The sequence below is a fragment of the Draconibacterium sediminis genome (genome assembly GCF_000949475.1).
Taxonomy (GTDB): Bacteria; Bacteroidota; Bacteroidia; order Bacteroidales; family Prolixibacteraceae; genus Draconibacterium; species Draconibacterium sediminis.
Map to the genome: position 1 here is coordinate 385,719 of NZ_JRHC01000001.1, position 17,715 is coordinate 403,433.

Below are 17,715 nucleotides of genomic sequence, written 5' to 3' on the forward strand. Positions count from 1 at the left end.
TTTATTGTTTAACGTTGGCATCAAATAAATAAACAGCAGTGCACATCGAAAGTTCATAATGCTTTCGCTCTGTGCAGTAAAGCATTTGCGGGCACCGTTGTCTGGCTTATTAATGCCTCATCATACCAAACCATGAGCAGTTTTACATCGAATATAACATCATTAACCAAATATTAGTAGTAATGTTGGAATTAGCAGAATTAAAACCCATCTACCCCTCCCTGCTATCGGGCGAATTCCTGTCTGCCCCTCGTTTGCAACGAGGGGCAGGAGTTAAGTCGATTGTATCGACAAAAGCGGATTTTGGCAAATAGCTTTACAAACTTTTTAGGATGTCGTTTAAAACGACAAGATATTAACCCCTCGTTGCAAACGAGGGGCAGGTGAGTATCAGTTTTGGAGGCACGACAATAAGCCAATCGAATTATGGAGCGATAAGGTAATCGATGAAAAAATAGAATATGTTCATCAAAATCCTGTTGAAGAAGGATATGTTACCAGGGCGGAAGATTATTTGTATAGCAGTGCTGTTGATTATGCGGGAGAGAAAGGACTGTTAGATGCTGTTATTGTAGTAAAGTAGTTATCAACCACGCGAAAGGATTCGCGCGGTAGCGGAGCCCCCTCGTTACCAAGGTGGGGTAGGATTTATACCGACAGTAATTGAATGGCCTCTTTTACCGTCATCTTTTCGCTGATGTTTGCCGCCTTTGCCAGCTGGTTGCAAACCGTTATTATGCCGTTGTCCAGAACGTCCTGTCCGTTGAAGATCTCTGCACTCATGCAGTCGACCGTGCAGGCAGGGATTCCTGCCTCGTTCAGCGATTCGAGGCTTTTTATGCCTGCATTGTTTTTACCTATTCCGGCATCGTTAAAAAACACGGCTTTTACGTGGTATTTTTGTGCATAAGCTCCTGCGCTCAATCCACCATGCGATCCACATACCACGATATCTCCTGCATTGCTTTTGTTTAAAAAAGTGATGCTGTCAGTTACGGTAACAGTTGTTCCGGCAACTTGAGTTTGTTTTTGTTTTTTGAGGTCTCCCGTGGTGCTTTTGTCCTGCACATTATTCTCTGCAGTTGATTCATCGATCTTGCTTTTTGTTTCAAATGAAAGCGCCTTTGCAATATGACTTATTTTGGCAACGGCCTCTTTCACCGAATCGCCGGCTTTTATTCCGGCAGCTTCCGCTTTCGGGCCAGTGTGACTTATAATTCCGCTTTCCCAGGTATCTTGTGAAATACCAATCTCGGCGCTGTAATTATCCACGGCACAAGCCAGAATATTCGCTGCATCGTAATGAGTGATACCTCTTATTCCTGCCTGATTTTTTCCTACACCTGCATTGTTGAGAAAAGCAACTTTTACACCACAGTTTTTTATGTGTGCGGCCAAATCGCTACTGCCTCCGCAATGCGACCCACAAACAAGAATGGGGTGGCTATTATCGGATTGTAAATCCCCTAAACTGTCGAGCAGTACTACACCTTCAGGCAATTCCATAACAGAACAATTTCAACTTAACAACGAATGGCTACACATTCCTCAGCAACAAGTTCTTCCCGGGCAATTTGGCTTCCCATCTCGTAGGCCTTTATGTTGCCTTCAACAAACTTTGCAGGAACGTTTTCCCGAACGATCTGAATCATTTCGTCGTGCGGATAGTTTCTCAACTCGGCATAGTAGCCCAGCATCACCACATTCATCATTTTGTTGATATCGAAATCCAGGTTTTTATGCGCATTCGGTTCGATGATAAATTTTGTATTCTCCGATCTTTTTATCATCTCGGTTTTGCACTCAGGCAAATCTTTTTGCAGTCGGGCATTAACGCTGGTTGAGGTAAGCTCGTAGGTGCTGGTCAGTAGCACACCGTCTTCTTTTAGCGCATGCAAATGCCGCAGTGTTTCCGTTTGCTCAAAAGATATAACGTAATCAACATCTCCTGCTTTAATAAACGGCGATAACACGGGTTTGGCGGAATAACGGAAATGGCTCTCGACACCTCCACCACGCTGGCCCAAACCAATCACGTCTGAGATTTTCAAGTGGTATCCCCGTTTCAGATAAAACTTACTTAAAAGATTGCTAAAAAGGAGAATCCCTTGTCCTCCAACACCGGCAATGATGATATTCTTTCCTGAGTCTTGCATATCTAATTTTTTATTGCTTCAAATTGGCAGGCCGTAGAACACAATCCGCAACCTGTACAAATATCTTCGTTGATCACTATTTCTGTCGATCCGTTATTTCCTTTACTTTCAATGGCCAAACAACCAACACCCACACATTTGCGGCATTTTGTACACGCATCCTGATCGATGTAATACTGCTTTTCTTTTGGCAGTTTGAATTTTGTAACACAAGGTTTTTTCACAATCACCACCGAATTGGTTTTAGAATTTACCGCTTTCAGTATTGATGCTTCAAGATTTTCAAATTCATAGGCGTCAACAGTTACAACATCTTTTACGCCGATCGCTTCGCATACTTTGGCAATATCCAGTTTGTTCTCCGGTTTGTAATTGAACCCAAATTCGCTGGATGCCACATTCTGTCCGCCGGTCATTGCCAGGCAGCTGTTGTCTACAATAATCACTGTCGATTGACTATTGTTGAATATCAGGTTCATCAGCCCGTTTACTCCGGTTGCCCAGAAGCCACCATCACCAATCATGGCCACAAAATTTTCGGTATTGTTTTTTGCCACGTTGTAACCGTGCGCCAAAGCAATACTCGATCCCATACATTTTTGCAGGGAATACGATTCCATATGCGGGAAACAACCAATAAGACCACAGGTAACATCGGCCGCCGCCTTTATTTTATGTTTCTTTAATACGCGCGAAATAAAAAGGTGCGAACAACCGGCACAACTCACCGGCAACCTAAAAGGTACGCCTTCCTGGGGTGTTCTCTTTGGTGCATTGGCCACCAGTTTTTCCTCGATAACATCAGGAGTAAAACGCATCATCTCCGGAAATTTTGGCCACAGTTCTTTCCCGATAACCGAAATGCCCAGATCCTTGATATTCTTCTCCATAATATCGTGGCCATCTTCAATCACATAAAGTTTGTCTACGTGTTCGGCCAGTTGTTTTATCTGCTTTGCCGGTAGCGGCGTAACAAGCCCAAGTTTAAGCACAGAGGCTTCGGGCAAAACTTCTTTTACGTAATAGTAAGGAGTACCGGCAGTTATTATCCCGATCTTTTTGTCATTCAGCTCCAGCCTGTTTATTTCGAAATCGTTGCTGTCTTCAGCCAAACGGTTCATATGCGCAGGAAAGTCGTTAAAGCACTTGGTCAGTTTTGGATGCTCCGAACCCTTTGCTTTGGTCATAATGGTAGTCATTATCACCTTACTGAAACTGATGGGATATTTATTTCTGTATTTTTCTTCGTAGGTATAATCCGGATCAATTTTTACGCCGCTGCTGGTTTTGCAAATTACAGAAGTGATTTTAAAGATCACCGGAGTGCTGTATTCTTCACTTATCTCGAAGGCCTTTATCATAAGGTCTTTGGCTTCCTGGCTATCGCTTGGCTCCAATACCGGAATGTTAAACATATTCCCGTAATGACGGCAATCGTTGTAATCGTCGCCAGCAATTCGGCCCACATCATCGCCAACCACCAATACTAATCCGCCGTTGATTTGACTACCGGCAGCTCCGCCCAATGCATCAGCAGCCACGTGTAAACCTACGGTCTTCATTATTGCCATACTCCGGTAACCTGCAAATGAAGCACCAATGGCAACCTCCAAAGCTACTTTTTCATTCGTCGACCATTCGCAATAAATCTCCGGGTGTTTCAGATGTGTATAATCCATTACCTCTGTAGAAGGTGTTCCCGGGAATCCGGAAGCAATTTTTACACCTGCTTCAAAAGCACCTCTGGCAACTGCCTCGTTACCATTCATCATTTGCATTGTTGCAAGCTCAACTCCAATGTCCATAGTTCAAAAGTGATTCCTCTCTGCAACGAGAATGTATTTATAGATTTTTAGTAAATGCGGGCAAAAATATATTAATTATAGTTTTATTAAAACTTTTACTATCAAATTGATAAGGATGATCTGTATTTTGCAATAAATGTTGCACGAGAGCAACCCTGCTAACGCGCCCCCGAAGTCTTGGGGCTTTCGCAGTGGTATACTGGCTGGATGTATTTACAAGGAATGAGTACAAAAACATTGTACCTGACACTTTACGTTATTGTCAGCAGGAGAAAATGGGGTGTTGAATGATGTTATTGTAGTAAAATAGTAAGCACGCGAACCCTTTCGCGTGGTTCTGACAGTTATTTTAGTTTTCCCCACAAACGCCCCGCTTTACGAAAGAGCTTTTTGGTGGCGTCTTCCATTTTTTTATCGGCTTTGCGGTAGGCTTCGCTTTGGTGAAGTTTTTCAGCCGCTTCGTCTATTTTGGCTTCTGTTTTTTCAATCCAGTTTTGGTCTTTCTTTTCTTCCGGTTTGTTTTCCTGTTCTGTTGGCTTTTTCTTTTCTTCTTCCATAGCTGTTGTTATGCTTTTAATCATTCAAATTTATAAAATTAAAGTTGGCTTTAGCACTACTTGTTTTATGTGTGGTATCGAGGGAATAGATTGCTTCACCACCTCATCTGCCCATTGTTGCCAACGAGGTGTTAAGATTTCTGTCGATTTTAACGACAAAAGCGAATGCCGGTAAACAGCTATTACTAACTTTTTAAGACCTTGTTAAAAACGATAAGCGATTTTACCCGTTCCCGAAAATCCGGGACAAGCTGTTACAAACGAGGGGCATGAGGGCTTTTTTTCGCTGACGGGGCGGTGTTTATTTCTCACGATTAACGCGCAAATCCATACTGGTGGCTCAGGAATATGATTTTTGTCTTCTTTTTAGCATAATTTTTAATTTCCATAAAGCTTTTTCCCTGCAACAGGCTACTAAATGTTGTTTTTATTATAGATTTGGTTTCAATATGTAATTTAATACTAAGGTATCTGATCACGCTGCCTGAAATAATTCAGAACGATCTGTTTGTTTGTTGATCAAAAAAAAGATGTTGCTGAAGTGATTGCCGTTATCAGCTGCCTCGTTTCAAACTTTAAGATTTATGGTTAAAAGAATTTTTCCAATCCTTACCCTGTTGATGTTTGTTTATGGCTGGTCGGCCGGTCAGAAAATTTATACCGAAGCCGATTACGACCGTGCTGCTGCTATGCTGAGATCGAACCTCACGCGTTTTGTCGATAATGACGTTCGCCCGCAGTGGTTGGATGATGGCCGCTTGTGGTATACCTGCCTGTCGGACGACAAAATGGAATATAAACTTTTTGATCCGGGAAATAAGAAAATGCAGGTTGTTGCATCGCGTCAGGAACTGGTGGAAGCCATGGGCGCTCAGCAGTCGCAAAGAAGGAGGTATTACAGCAAAGAGGTGCCTTCGCCCGACGGGAAGTACGAAGCTTTTATACGCGACTGGAACCTGTGGATACGCGAAGTGGAGACAGGTAAGGAAACTGCGCTGACTACCGACGGCGTGGAAAATTTTGGCTATGCAACCGATAATGCCGGATGGAAAAAGAGCGACCGACCTGTTCTTAGCTGGTCGCCCGATTCGAAGAAAATTGCCACCTTTCAGCAGGATCAGCGACATGTAAGCGATATGTACCTGGTGAAAACCAAAGTAGGGGCACCTGAATTGTCGGCATGGAAATACCCGCTTCCCGGCGATGAGGATATTATCCGGATTTACCGGGTGATTATCGATATTACAAAAGACGATGGAATGGTAAGGCTGAAAATGGCCGGCGATGCACGCCGTGGTTCGCAGTGCGATGACATTTCGTGCGAAGGTGGTTTTGACGATGTGAGCTGGAGCGACGACAGTAAAAAGCTGGTGTTTGCCTCAACATCGCGCGACCATAAAGAGGAGTATGTGCGAATTGCCGATTGCGAAACCGGGGAAGTGCAGGATATTTTTGAGGAGATAGTTGACACACAATATGAATCGGGGCAGGGAACCATTAACTGGAAATATTTTTCGGCCACCAACGAGATTATCTGGTATTCGGAACGCAGCGACTGGGGCCACCTGTACCTTTACGATGCTACCAGCGGCGAATTGAAAAACCAAATTACTTCGGGTGATTTTGTGGTTCGGCAGGTTCTTCGTTATGACCAGGAAAACAGGCAAATCTATTTTATTGCCGGAGGAAAAGAAGCCGGCGTAAATCCGTATTTCCGCTACCTCTACCGGGTTGACTTCAGCGGGGAGAACCTGACTTTACTGACTCCGGAAGAAGGCGATCATTCAGTAAACTTCTCTCCCGATGGAAACTATTTTACAGATACTTATTCGCAACCGGATCTTCCGGGAGTAACGGTGGTACGAAATGCACAGGGGAAACTGATCGCGACCCTCGAAAAAACCGATGTATCGCGTCTGCAGGCTACCGGATGGAAAGCACCTGAAGTATTCTCGGTTAAATCGGCCAACAAAAAATGGGATTTGTATGGTTTGCTGTTCACGCCCACAAACATGGATAAAACAAAAAAATATCCCGTAATCGTATACATCTATCCCGGACCACAGGGAGGAAGTGTGGGGTCATGGAGTTTCAGTGCTTCGCGCGGAGACCACCAGGCGCTTGCCGAACTGGGCTTTGTAGTGGTGCTGCTGGAAGGAAGCGGTAATCCAAACCGCTCAAAATCTTTCCACGATGCTTCTTATGGCAATATGGCCGAAAACACCCTTCCCGACCAGGTTTCCGGTTTGGAACAGCTGTCGGAAAGATATGGATTTATCGATCTCGACAGGGTGGGTATCTGGGGACACTCGGGTGGAGGCTTTGCAACCGCATCGGCCATGTTTAAATATCCCGATTTTTTTAAAGTGGGAATTTCTGAATCCGGCAACCACGATAACCGGAATTACGAAGACGATTGGGGCGAACGTTACAACGGGCTGGAAACCTTCGACGATAACGGTGTATCGAATTACGAAGATCAGGCCAACCAGGTATATGCCAAAAACCTGAAAGGCAAGTTCCTGATTATTCACGGCGGAATGGACGATAATGTGCCTCCGTACAATACCTACCTGGTGGTTGACGCTTTGATAAAAGCAAACAAGGACTTCGACATGATTATTTTACCCCATGCACGGCACGGATACGGCGCCGACAGCTACTATATTATGCGCCGGCGCTGGGATTATTTTATCACCAACCTGATGAATGCTGTTCCGCCAAAAGAGTACGAGATAAAGATCGATTCTGATCCGCGTGCCGCACGCTAATGGATACCGGTACAGTTGGTGCTGCCTCGCAAATCCTTTAACAAAGCTTAGATTGCTACTCCTGGTGAACCGGGAGTAGCAATCCAGGCATATCGGTAGCAATTCTTACACCCAAATTCCTTTTTTAGGCGGATTGCCGTATGAATCGAAATCATCGCCGTTTTCGCGTAAAGCAGCTTTCAGGTCGTCAACCGAAAACTCAAATCCATCTTCAGCGGCCATTTTACAAAATTCTTCCATCGAGAAGCAGTTGTCGTACTTAATACGAAACTGGCGGTCGTCGGCACCTTTATCCAGAAACTCAAAAACTCTTTCCTTTGACATGCTTATTCAATTAATTGATTAATAAAATGAAATTATAACATTGGTTTTATTTGATAAGTATCGTAAAAAATCGCAATATGATATCATAATGTAAACAGTGCTGAGGTTTGAGTTAACAATTTGATATTGTAATAAAGCTTCATCTTTACACTTTGGTAGCCAGAAGTAAATTGAATTGCTCACGTGCATCGGGTGTACACGGATAGGGATATGGTGCAGGTTTTATGGTGTTAACTGCCAGGCCGAATTTTTTACATTCGGGAGGGACGACTACCCGTAGAAAAAATGCCGTAGATCCACACAAAAGCAAGAAGAAGATTTCAGCTTACCAGTCTTCGTAATCGTCCAGGTCGTCAATATCAGATACTTCGCTGTATTCCTTATGTAAGAGGGCGGTCATAGCCGACGAAAGCACCAGCTTAAGCTGCTCATCGAGTTGATGGTCGATCCAAACCAGTCCTTTATTCAATCCAAGAAGGCCTCCCCCGTAGTATTGTATGGCCGATAATGCCTGCTTGTTTTCGATAAACTGGTATCCCAATGCCGGTATTTTCCGGGCATTTTTAAGGTTGCTGTTGGAGCTGGCCGAAACGATCAGAATTTTGCGTTGTCCATTGGTTAAAAAGGCCGTGCCGGTATTGTTCGACTGACTGCCGGTTTCGTAGTTCATAAACAATAGCCAGAGATTGGAGGTATCGTTATTCAAAAAAATTGTGGCCGAAAAGTTATGTTTATCCAGTAAAACTTCATTTTCACCGATATAAAAAAACGCAATGAGTTTCTGTTCTTTTGATGATCGATGTTCCTGGTTGATCCTTGCATTAACCGTTGCACGATTCTCTGCCCGGTCGGTCATTATAAAGGAAAACTGTGTTTTTCCTTTTTCCTGTTGCTTGGTGTCGAAAAGGTTTGAACTACCCGACGACTTTACAGCGCCCACTTTGCTTTCAACAACGGCATAATCGCCGAATTCATATTTGGGAATTTTATTTAAGGCCTGTCCTCCCATTTTAATTTTTAGTGCAGTGGAGTTGGCTTCCAGGCCAGGGTCGATAACTATATTCTTTTGTTTTTGGGCTAATGCAGGGATGGTGATCAGTGCCAGGGCGGTTAGCAAAATTTGTCTGATGATTTTTGTTTTCATGAGTCAGATTTTGGAATAAATACTAAGCATGGTGCACTGCAGCCTACCCGCTGGTGTACGAAATATTTGCGCCGATGTTTTCTAAAGGATACAGGATTACAGGCCTAAAACCTAAAAGATTTTTGTATACGATCGTTTAAAATGATAACCGTATACGGCATAGGTTATGGCCATTGGAAACATGTCGCGGCGGTGGATCAAACTCCAGAAAAACAGTTTCCAGTAGTATTTCCGGTCGCGGTCGAGGATTCCAATAATAAACACCGACCTGAAGAATGCTTTTACTTTGGTAGCATTCATTTTGTTTTTGGATTTTACTTTTGGGTCGAAATCTTTCAGGAAATTTTTTACCCGCTCGTAAAATGCTTTGCCACTGTATATGCCCCTAATAACCTGGTTAAATCCATTCCGGAGCTTTTCGCTGTCCATTTTCGGAATAAAATTCATGGCATTGCTGGTATTATCGCCATCCCAGTCATCAAGAATCCGCCCTTCGGATTGTAGTCTTTTATAGAGTTGAGATTTGGTTGGGGCATTCAGCAAACCAACCATTGCCGAAATGATTCCGCTTTCCTGGATAAACTGTATTTGTCGCTGGAAAATATTGGGTGTATCGCTGTCGAAACCAATAATAAAACCGCCCAATACTTCCATGCCGGCTTTTTGAACCTTTTTTACACTGTCGATGAGGTTTCGGTTTTTGTTTTGCACTTTGTTGCATTCGTTCAGCGACATTTCCTCGGGCGTTTCTATGCCAATAAAAACACTCAGAAAACCGGCCCGTGTCATTAAGTTCATTAACTCTTCGTCGTCCGACAGGTTTATCGATGCTTCGGTGGTAAAATGAAAAGGATAGTTATGTTGCTCCATCCAGGTAATAATGGCTGGAAGCAGTTGTGTTTTTATGCGCTTTTTATTCCCGATAAAATTATCGTCAACAAAAAATACCGACCCCCGGAAGTTTTGATCGTAGAGATTTTGTAATTCGGTAATAATCTGTTGGGTAGGTTTTAGCCGGCATTGGTGACCCAGTAAAGCTGTAATGTCGCAAAATTCGCAGTTAAACGGACATCCGCGCGAAAACTGGATAGATTGTGATGTGTATTTATTCAGCTTAACCAGCGAATAATCGGGTACCGGCGAATCCTTCATGGTGGCAAACTGTTCGGTTTGGTACAGGTGTTTCGGTTTGCCGTTTTCCAGGTCTTTAAGGAAACGAGGCAAGGTAATTTCTGCTTCGTTTAAAACCAAATGATCAACATTGCCAAACTTCTTATAATCGGCAGTAAAAAGCGGCCCGCCGGCAACAACCGGAATATTGAGATGATTGCAACGAGCTATTACCGTAATTGCCGATAGAATCTGGGTGTTCATCGCACCGAGAAAAACATAATCGGCCCAGACCAGGTCTGATGAATGTAGTTTTTCAATATTCATGTCAACCAGTTTTGTTTCCCAATGGCCGGGTAACAACGAAGCCACAGTAATTAACCCCAGTGGCGGGTAGGCGGCTTTTTTGGAAACAAATTTCAGCGCATATTTAAAACTCCAAAATGTATCGGGGTATTCCGGGTAAACCAGTAATATTTTCATCGTCGACTGTTTTTTTTTGATTGCGTAATTGTAAAGTTCGGAACGATGATCCGGAATAAAAAGTAAATGGGATTAGAGGCCGGGAATAGTGACCGATAAAGGAATTTAGGGAAAACTGTCGTTTATGAGGGGCGAACGGCAGTTTTCCCTAACCCGTGTCTTTTTAAGGAGTATGGTGGTGTTGGAAGGGCTATTTTTTGTTTGTTGTCTTATTTTTTACGTCTTAAAGATGGTGAACTTTTACACCGTTATCCGGCCACAAAATTCAGCCACGAGGTGTTCTCGTCGTAGCCATCAACCACTTTTTCTTCGTTTTTAAAGTTAAAGGCCGACATCAATTTTGTGATCTCCTGTTGCAGGAATGCCACACTTCCATCGATCAGATCTTTGTTAAAACCTTTCTCCGAGAGGTCTAAAACCTGGTTCAGCGAAATTACGCGGCCAATGATTTTGCCCATCTCAACAAGCTTGCGTTGTGGTATCTGAAGGTCAAGATTAAAATCAACCTGGTTTTTTACAAAATGCACTGCTTTATCGGTCAGGTCGTAACCTTTCAAAAACTGAAACAGGTTACGCTCTTTGGCGCGTTTCATCATTTTTACCAGCCCCTCCGAAATTTGTGCGTAAAGAATATCATTCGATCCTTCAAAGATCTGAAACGGACGGCTGTCGGCAGTACCGCGTCCGGCAATATGGTTGAGTTTGTATGCTTTTGCACCCACCAGCTGAACCACCGATTGGGCAGCTTCCTGCATTAAATCGGTAATTACACTTTTTACGGCGTTGGCTTCCATTCCCTGCGATGACAGGTCGACATCCAGCCCCGCTTTTTCGCTACTGTTGGCACACATGGCCGAGCAGATGGTATACGAAGCCTGCAGTTTCGATAAACGATGTTGCACGCGGTCGTAGTTAAACAGGCTTTTTCCACCCACCATTCGTTCTTTGCAGTGTGTTAGTGCTTCGTCGAGCATACGCTGAATAAAGCCCATGCCCATTCCGGGAAATTGCATACGGCTGCGGTGCAGAAGGTCGAGCATCATTTTAACACCGGTTGTTTCGGGTACCAGTTTATGGGTTTGCGGCAGCTGCACATCAATACGGTTGCGTCCGTAGGGGATGGCATACAAACCCAGATTCTCGAAAAACTCTTCCACCACAATATTTTGTCCGGGAGCGGTTACATCGCACAAAAAGAAGTCGATGTCGCGCTGCAGTTTTTCCGATTTTGACTGCTGACGTGCAGAAAGCAACCAAAAGTCAGCCCATCCGGTTAGTCCTGCCCAGTGCTTTTTCCCTTTCAGGTGATATTTCGACTCCGACTCGGTGTACGACGTTTGCATGTTTAAGGCATCGCTGCCATAATCCGGTTCGGTAATCATTAAACCGCCCATGGCTTTATCGTTTAAAAAACGATTAAAAACGTTTGCTTTTACCTCATCTTGTCCAAATTTTCCAAAAGGTTGCAGAAACAAAGCCGAGTTAATACCAAAGGTTAGCGACAATGCCAGCGATTCGTACGACGCTGTTGCCAGCAGACCTATGTTTTCTTTCATTACTCCACCGCGTCCGCCATATTGTGTTGGAATACCCACCGATAGTGGATTTACCGACATAATTTCACGCATTACAAACGGTGGAAGTCCGCGTTTTAAACTCAGTTGATCGATATCGGCCCGTACATGAAAAACCTGTTTCATTTTCTCTTTCAGGTTATCCAGAAATTCTGAAAACGGGATAGATGAGGTTTGATTTTTATTGGAAACCGGTGTTGCTCCGGTTGTAGCTATTTGCATAAATTCAATTTATAATGATAGTGGCTTTTTAGCGCCACCGGATTTACTTAAACGAAATCGGCACCATATTGTTCTGACCAAAAACATTCTTTGCTGAATTAGGCATGAAATTTTTGAAAGTCGAATGAGTCCAAAAAGTGGGTTCTATTGCGTATCTTTCTGTTTTTTCGTAACTTTTTGTTCCTGTTTTGCATGGACGAAAATGTTGACACTTTAGCACACAGATACAAAAACGACATTCGTGTCATGCCCCGATTGTTTTGTTGATGAGAGCTGAAAACCTAAGGCTGGTTGCAGTAGCAAAACAATTTTCAAAAGCCGGCGATCCCTTTTCTATAATTATCCTGATCCATTATTTACCAAAATTCAATACATGAGATGACTGTATCCGAATCATTCTCTTTGGGGACTGATCGGTGTTTCGGGATCAAAAAAAAGGACAAAACAACTGGTTACCTGTCTGTTCGTTCATGCCAATTATTAAAATAAAAAAACCATGAAAAATCGAATTCTGCTTGTTATTGCGACACTGCTTTTTGCCTGTACTACTACCCACCACGAGGGCTTAGAGGGTACCTGGAAATTGGTTGAATATGAAAGTATCGTAGACGGAAAAGCAACCTGGACCATCCCCGGAAATGCGGAAGGTGAACAACTAAAAAGCTGGTCGGGCGAGCATTTTATGTTTGTGGGTGAATTTATTTCAAACGGCACTACCAGTGCTAATTATGGCAATGGTACATACACCCTCAACGGAAATCATTATACGGAACATATTACCATTCATGTTTCGGAGGATTATGTGGGTGCCGACGAACGATTACTGATTGAATTTAAAGGCGATACACTGATACAGATTAACCCGGTAAACGTTGACTGGAGCTACGATAAAAACAATTACCGCATGGAGAAATATGTACGGGTGAAATAACCAAAAACCAAAATTTTAACTAAAAACTTACAACATGAACAGACTTATTATTGTATTATTTGCATTGTTGGCTTTTCAGGCGGGCATTGCGCAAAACAAAATTAAAATTGAAAGTGCTGAGGAACTTCCAAAACACTACTATGACCTGCAAGGGAACAAAGCCATGGATTACATAAACAACCGCGATTTATTGCTGGAACTGGCCATTACGCTTGAAAAAGATCTAAGAGATGATCTGGAGAAATATGATATTCAGGATAAAGCAACATTACGTGGATATCATTCAAATTTTTCGATGATCCATTTCCTTAAAGATGATATGAAATCTGCCTTAGAGGAGATCGAAAAAGGAAGAAAACTTACCGAAAAAGAATCGGACAAATACATGTATAACTTTACCCTCGATGAGTTTATAAAAACCCGGCTTGAGTATTCTGATCTTCAGGAAGATGAGTTTAAGGAGGCATTTAAAGCAAACCTGAGTTCGGTTTTGGAAAGCATGCCTTTTGAGGTAGTGCAGGAAGATATTGAAGGAATGACCGGATCACTTGATATTGCGAAACCCAATCTGATTCAGGGAATGATAGAAGGCCAGATGCAACCCATAATTGACAAGGCTGGAAAACAGGTGCCCAAATTTATAGTACTCCAGATTTTGAATGCGGCACTAACTTACGATATGTATTTGCCTTATGTTGATGAGGTGTATAAACCAGTATTTCAAACCTACTACGATAACCATCATGTTGATGTTGTGATGGTTGATATTTGGAAAGAACGTGACGTTTCGTTCAAAGACGATCTGGATTTAGATCCTGTGGTAATAGGAATATGGGATTCCGGGGTCGACGAATCAGTACTTCCTGAAGAGAATCGTTGGATAAATGGATTAGAAAAGAGGGATGGCAAAGACAACGACAATAACGGTTTTGTTGATGATATAAATGGAGTAGGGTTTGATTTGAATGGTAATAAAGTTACCGAACTGTTATTTCCTATTAAAGAGAAAAACAGCAATTACCAGCAGTACGAGAAATATTTAAAAGGCTTGCTCGATTTGCAGGCCATGATAAAAAGTGATGAAGCTGACGAGCTAAAAAAGTATATTGTGACATTACCTCCTGAAGAAGTAAATCCATTTATCGAGAACCTCAATATGTACGCTAATTTTTCGCACGGAACGCATGTGGCCGGAATTGCCTGCAAAGGAAATCCTAAAGCAAAGATTATGGCCGTACGCTTAACTTTCCCGTATGAGAATATACCTGCTCCGCCAACACTCGAAAATTCAACATACTGGGCGAAAATGTATAAAAACACGGTACAGTATTTTGAAGATAACAACGTAAAAGTGGTGAATATGAGCTGGGGATATTCGCAGAATTCATACGAAACGAGACTTGCAATGAACGGAGTTGGAGAAAATGAAGAGGAGAGAAAAGCTCTTGCGAAAAAGCTTTTTAATACAGAAAAGGATGCTATGTATTCTGCTATGAAAGATGCTCCGGAAGTCTTGTTTGTAGTAGCTGCAGGAAATTCCAATAATGATGTTGGTTTCGCAAATAATATTCCTTCCGGATTAAAACTCTCAAATCTTTTGGTTGTTGGTGCAGTTGATATTGAGGGCAAGGAAACCGGCTTTACAACCATGGGAAAAGGTGTTGATGTATATTCCAACGGCTATGAGGTTGAAAGTTATATACCGGGAGGAGAGAAACGTAAGTATTCGGGAACCTCAATGGCAGCACCGCAAGTGGTAAATCTGGCAGCTAAAATCTGGGCTGTAAATCCAGATTTAAGCGTTGCTGAAGTAAAAGACCTGATTGTTAAAGGAGCCACTCCATCGGAAGAAAATAAAGATATCCTGTTAATTCATCCGCAGCGTTCGTTGAGCATGATACAATAAATCGCATAACAAACTTTTAATGACGATACTGCGGATTTAAAAGGCTTCGGGTGGCGTGACGTCGCCCGGAGCCTTTGTTTTTGCTCCTGATGTTAACTTTAACAAGAGTGGTGAAACTGTCTTTTAACCAGCGATTAAAAATGGTAAAGGAGAAAAATTTAATTGGTTACCCTTTTTTGTTCTTCTTCGGAGGCCGTATTTCGTTCGCGTATTTTGATTGCCTTGTTCCCAAAATTGTGCGTAAACGTTAAACGCAGCACGCGGGGTTCAAAATCCAGTTCATAATAATTGTCGATATTCAGTTCAGGAATATGAGCTTCCCGCTTAAGAAGTTGTGTTTTGAAAACATCAGAAATGTTCAGGTTTAACCTACTGTTCTGACTTTTCGATCGCCACTGTACGCCAAGATCAAGTCTGCCCAATGGTTTTTGCACAAAAATCCCGGCCAGCGATTTCGAACGGTAAAAACCACTTATTTCTGCCGAAAACTGCTTGCTAATTGTAAAACTCTGATTGGAACTGATGTTGTAATAATTCTGCTTGTAGTCGATGTCAGTTCCCTCATAATCGGTTGCCAGCCGCTGCCAAACCCAAGAAATGCTATTTTGCATTTTCCACCAGTCAGTTACCGTTATCGGTAGTGCAAGAAGTGCCGAAATATTTTCTGATTTATCCATGTTCTTCGAAATAAAATACTGCCTCTCACCATCTTCACTATACACCGGCTGAAACCTGGAAATTGAGTTATCGGTAGTGGTATAACTAAACGAAAGAATGTATGATTTTAACTGGTAATCGATCCGGAAGATGTTGCTCATAGCCGGCAAAAGGTTTTCGTTTCCTGCTACAAACGTTTCGGGTGTTACAAAGGTGACGAAAGGAGCCAGTTCGTTAAAGGTTGGCCGATCGATTCGTTTGCTGTACGAGAACTGAACGGTGTTGTTCTTGTTTAATTTCTGCGAAACATAAAAGGTTGGAAACAATTTTCCGTAATGAAGATCAACAATACCTTTCTCTTCTTTTGTGTCGAGTACCGAGTTCAGGTATTCGTATCGCAATCCAGCTGTTACTCCCGTTTTTTCAGTCATTTGCCAGTTTGCCGATCCGTAAACAGCCGTAATATTTTCATTTAGCCACGATTTATTGGTGAGTTCCGGGTCGTATTCCCACTGTCCATCGCGAAAATATTGCACGGCCACATCGTTGGTAAACCATGTCAGTGTTTCTTTAAATCCGAGCTCCCATTTTAGCTTTTCGTTTTTACTGTTCGAGTAATCCACAGCCCCCACCAGTATATCAATGGGGGTGGTTTTAGTGATCTCGATATCCTCGCCGTCAATGAATTCTCCTGATGAGCCATAATTTTCAAGCGTAAAGTCAGATGGATTATCATTGTGATAGTTCAGGTAGTCAATATTAAAATCCAACACCTCCTCCTCATGAAAACGATGGTTTAGATTAATGTTTCCCATGCCATGAATCCACTTGTTGAGTTCTTCGGTTTCTAATCTTGAACGGCTCGATTCTACATTGTCGGTAAGGTAGTTGATGTTGTTCCAGGCATCCATTTCGTAATCGCGGATATAGCCGTTTGTTAGTAAACTGAGGGTGGTTTTGCTGCTTAAAGTATAGTCGAAACCCATCCTGATATTCTGATAAAGCACCAGGGCCGAACGAATACTTTTCCCATTGGATTCAACCACATTATCGTTTTCCGGAAATGAACGATAAGTGGTGATACTCGACCTTTGGTTGTTGAAGTTAACATTGTACATGCCATAAAAGTTGAACTTTTCAACGTGGTGATTCAGGTTGAGGCTGGCATTCATTTTTTCGCGTTTGGCCACTCCGGCACCCAGCGAAAATGTACCATTGGTTCCAAAGTCCTCGCTTTTTTGCAACACAATGTTAATTATACCCGCGTTTCCTTCCGCTTCATATTTTGCCGGAGGAGTGGTGATCAGTTCAATCCTTTTTACATTGTCGGCATTCATACCGTCCAGCATCTGCATCACGGCCTCCAATGGCATCCGGTTTTGTTTGCCATTAATAATAACCTGAACTCCGCCTTTTCCGGCCATCGATATGTTGCTGTTTTGGCGATCAACGATAATACCCGGAGATTTTTCAAGTATTTCCAGTGCCGTATTTCCACTTGATGTGATACTGTTTTCAACATTCACCACCATGCGGTCCATTTTTAACTCGTAAATGGGTTTTTTAGCCACAACGTCAACATCCTGTATTTGCTGTGCTTCATTTTCTACAATTATGGGTTCTTCATGAAAGTGATCATTCGAAGTTTTTATCTCAAAAGGTGCCGACCATGCCGGTTTGTAACCAATCAAACTAACACCTAAAATGTACTTGCCGGGCTTAAATTCGGTAAAGATATAGGTGCCTTCTTCGTTTGCCATCACACCTGAAACCACAATAGAATCAGCTTCGTTAAGCAAAAGAACATTTGCAAACGGAACAGGGCGGTTAAGAGGATCTTTTACTGCTCCCTGAATTTGAGCGAAAATAGTACCGGAAATACATACTAATAGGCTCAATAAGAACGCTTTTTTAAACTTTGTGATTTTCATGGTGCGAGAAATAAGGATAAAATAGTCTGTAATATACGATATCTCAATGGAAAATCAAATAATGTGCTGAAATATAATGAGTTGTTAGCTCGCTGGCCATTTGCGTCATGCTATCTGGTAACACTGGTCCAACCCAACCTTTTC

At 42.5% G+C, this 17,715-nt stretch carries 13 protein-coding genes; 4 read left to right on the top strand and 9 right to left on the bottom strand.

Features of this window, described 5'->3' with window-relative positions; translation table 11 throughout:
* The first annotated feature begins 182 nt into the window (after positions 1-182).
* On the top strand, positions 183-314 hold the full coding sequence (locus tag LH29_RS25010; protein WP_262485557.1) for a hypothetical protein: 132 nt from the start codon (positions 183-185) through the stop codon (positions 312-314).
* A gap of 334 nt (positions 315-648) precedes the next feature.
* On the opposite strand, the gene LH29_RS23535 is transcribed toward LH29_RS25010, so the two are convergent.
* From LH29_RS23535 to LH29_RS01550, 4 genes are all read right to left on the bottom strand, one after another.
* On the bottom strand, positions 649-1,506 hold the full coding sequence (locus LH29_RS23535) for a hypothetical protein (protein WP_052670527.1): 858 nt from the start codon (positions 1,504-1,506) through the stop codon (positions 649-651).
* Positions 1,507-1,523: 17 nt separating this feature from the next.
* Complete coding sequence (locus LH29_RS01540; protein WP_045025802.1) at positions 1,524-2,156, bottom strand: 2-oxoacid:acceptor oxidoreductase family protein; 633 nt, start codon at positions 2,154-2,156, stop codon at positions 1,524-1,526.
* A gap of 2 nt (positions 2,157-2,158) precedes the next feature.
* Entirely contained in the window at positions 2,159-3,961 is a 1,803-nt protein-coding gene (locus tag LH29_RS01545) for an indolepyruvate ferredoxin oxidoreductase subunit alpha (protein WP_045025803.1), read from the bottom strand.
* Positions 3,962-4,305: 344 nt separating this feature from the next.
* Positions 4,306-4,542, bottom strand: a complete 237-nt coding sequence (locus LH29_RS01550) for a hypothetical protein (protein WP_045025804.1) — start codon at positions 4,540-4,542, stop codon at positions 4,306-4,308.
* 560 nt (positions 4,543-5,102) lie between these two features.
* On the opposite strand from LH29_RS01550, the gene LH29_RS01555 reads away from it, so the two are divergent.
* Positions 5,103-7,289 carry a S9 family peptidase gene (locus tag LH29_RS01555; protein WP_045028448.1) on the top strand — a complete coding sequence of 729 codons (2,187 nt, stop codon included), beginning with the start codon at positions 5,103-5,105 and terminating at the stop codon, positions 7,287-7,289.
* 105 nt (positions 7,290-7,394) lie between these two features.
* Here the strand turns inward: LH29_RS01555 and LH29_RS01560 are convergent, their stop codons facing one another.
* The 4 genes from LH29_RS01560 to LH29_RS01575 form a co-directional block, all read right to left on the bottom strand.
* Entirely contained in the window at positions 7,395-7,613 is a 219-nt protein-coding gene (locus LH29_RS01560; RefSeq protein WP_045025805.1) for a Nif11-like leader peptide family natural product precursor, read from the bottom strand.
* 325 nt (positions 7,614-7,938) lie between these two features.
* Complete coding sequence (locus LH29_RS01565; RefSeq protein WP_045025806.1) at positions 7,939-8,757, bottom strand: hypothetical protein; 819 nt, start codon at positions 8,755-8,757, stop codon at positions 7,939-7,941.
* Positions 8,758-8,868: 111 nt separating this feature from the next.
* Positions 8,869-10,350 (bottom strand): B12-binding domain-containing radical SAM protein, encoded by a 1,482-nt coding sequence (locus tag LH29_RS01570; protein WP_045025807.1) that lies wholly within the window; start codon positions 10,348-10,350, stop codon positions 8,869-8,871.
* Positions 10,351-10,598: 248 nt separating this feature from the next.
* Positions 10,599-12,146, bottom strand: coding sequence for an acyl-CoA dehydrogenase family protein (locus LH29_RS01575; protein ID WP_045025808.1), 1,548 nt, complete (start codon positions 12,144-12,146; stop codon positions 10,599-10,601).
* A 496-nt stretch (positions 12,147-12,642) separates the two neighbouring features.
* On the opposite strand from LH29_RS01575, the gene LH29_RS23540 reads away from it, so the two are divergent.
* Entirely contained in the window at positions 12,643-13,077 is a 435-nt protein-coding gene (locus tag LH29_RS23540) for a hypothetical protein (protein WP_052670529.1), read from the top strand.
* A 34-nt stretch (positions 13,078-13,111) separates the two neighbouring features.
* Positions 13,112-14,983: a S8 family serine peptidase gene (locus LH29_RS01585; RefSeq protein ID WP_045025809.1), complete on the top strand. Its 1,872-nt coding sequence runs from the start codon at positions 13,112-13,114 to the stop codon at positions 14,981-14,983.
* 158 nt (positions 14,984-15,141) lie between these two features.
* Here the strand turns inward: LH29_RS01585 and LH29_RS01590 are convergent, their stop codons facing one another.
* Entirely contained in the window at positions 15,142-17,538 is a 2,397-nt protein-coding gene (locus tag LH29_RS01590) for an outer membrane beta-barrel family protein (protein WP_198152322.1), read from the bottom strand.
* Positions 17,539-17,715 lie beyond the last annotated feature (177 nt).

Bases quoted from the DNA above. Each gene is read 5' to 3' on its own strand.
- LH29_RS23535 (WP_052670527.1), bottom strand. From the start codon at position 1,506: ATGGAATTGCCTGAAGGTGTAGTACTGCTCGACAGTTTAGGGGATTTA.
- LH29_RS23540 (WP_052670529.1), top strand. From the start codon at position 12,643: ATGAAAAATCGAATTCTGCTTGTTATTGCGACACTGCTTTTTGCCTGT.
- LH29_RS01575 (WP_045025808.1), bottom strand. From the start codon at position 12,146: ATGCAAATAGCTACAACCGGAGCAACACCGGTTTCCAATAAAAATCAA.
- LH29_RS01550 (WP_045025804.1), bottom strand. From the start codon at position 4,542: ATGATTAAAAGCATAACAACAGCTATGGAAGAAGAAAAGAAAAAGCCA.
- LH29_RS01555 (WP_045028448.1), top strand. From the start codon at position 5,103: ATGGTTAAAAGAATTTTTCCAATCCTTACCCTGTTGATGTTTGTTTAT.
- LH29_RS01545 (WP_045025803.1), bottom strand. From the start codon at position 3,961: ATGGACATTGGAGTTGAGCTTGCAACAATGCAAATGATGAATGGTAAC.
- LH29_RS01565 (WP_045025806.1), bottom strand. From the start codon at position 8,757: ATGAAAACAAAAATCATCAGACAAATTTTGCTAACCGCCCTGGCACTG.
- LH29_RS01570 (WP_045025807.1), bottom strand. From the start codon at position 10,350: ATGAAAATATTACTGGTTTACCCGGAATACCCCGATACATTTTGGAGT.
- LH29_RS25010 (WP_262485557.1), top strand. From the start codon at position 183: ATGTTGGAATTAGCAGAATTAAAACCCATCTACCCCTCCCTGCTATCG.
- LH29_RS01585 (WP_045025809.1), top strand. From the start codon at position 13,112: ATGAACAGACTTATTATTGTATTATTTGCATTGTTGGCTTTTCAGGCG.
- LH29_RS01560 (WP_045025805.1), bottom strand. From the start codon at position 7,613: ATGTCAAAGGAAAGAGTTTTTGAGTTTCTGGATAAAGGTGCCGACGAC.
- LH29_RS01540 (WP_045025802.1), bottom strand. From the start codon at position 2,156: ATGCAAGACTCAGGAAAGAATATCATCATTGCCGGTGTTGGAGGACAA.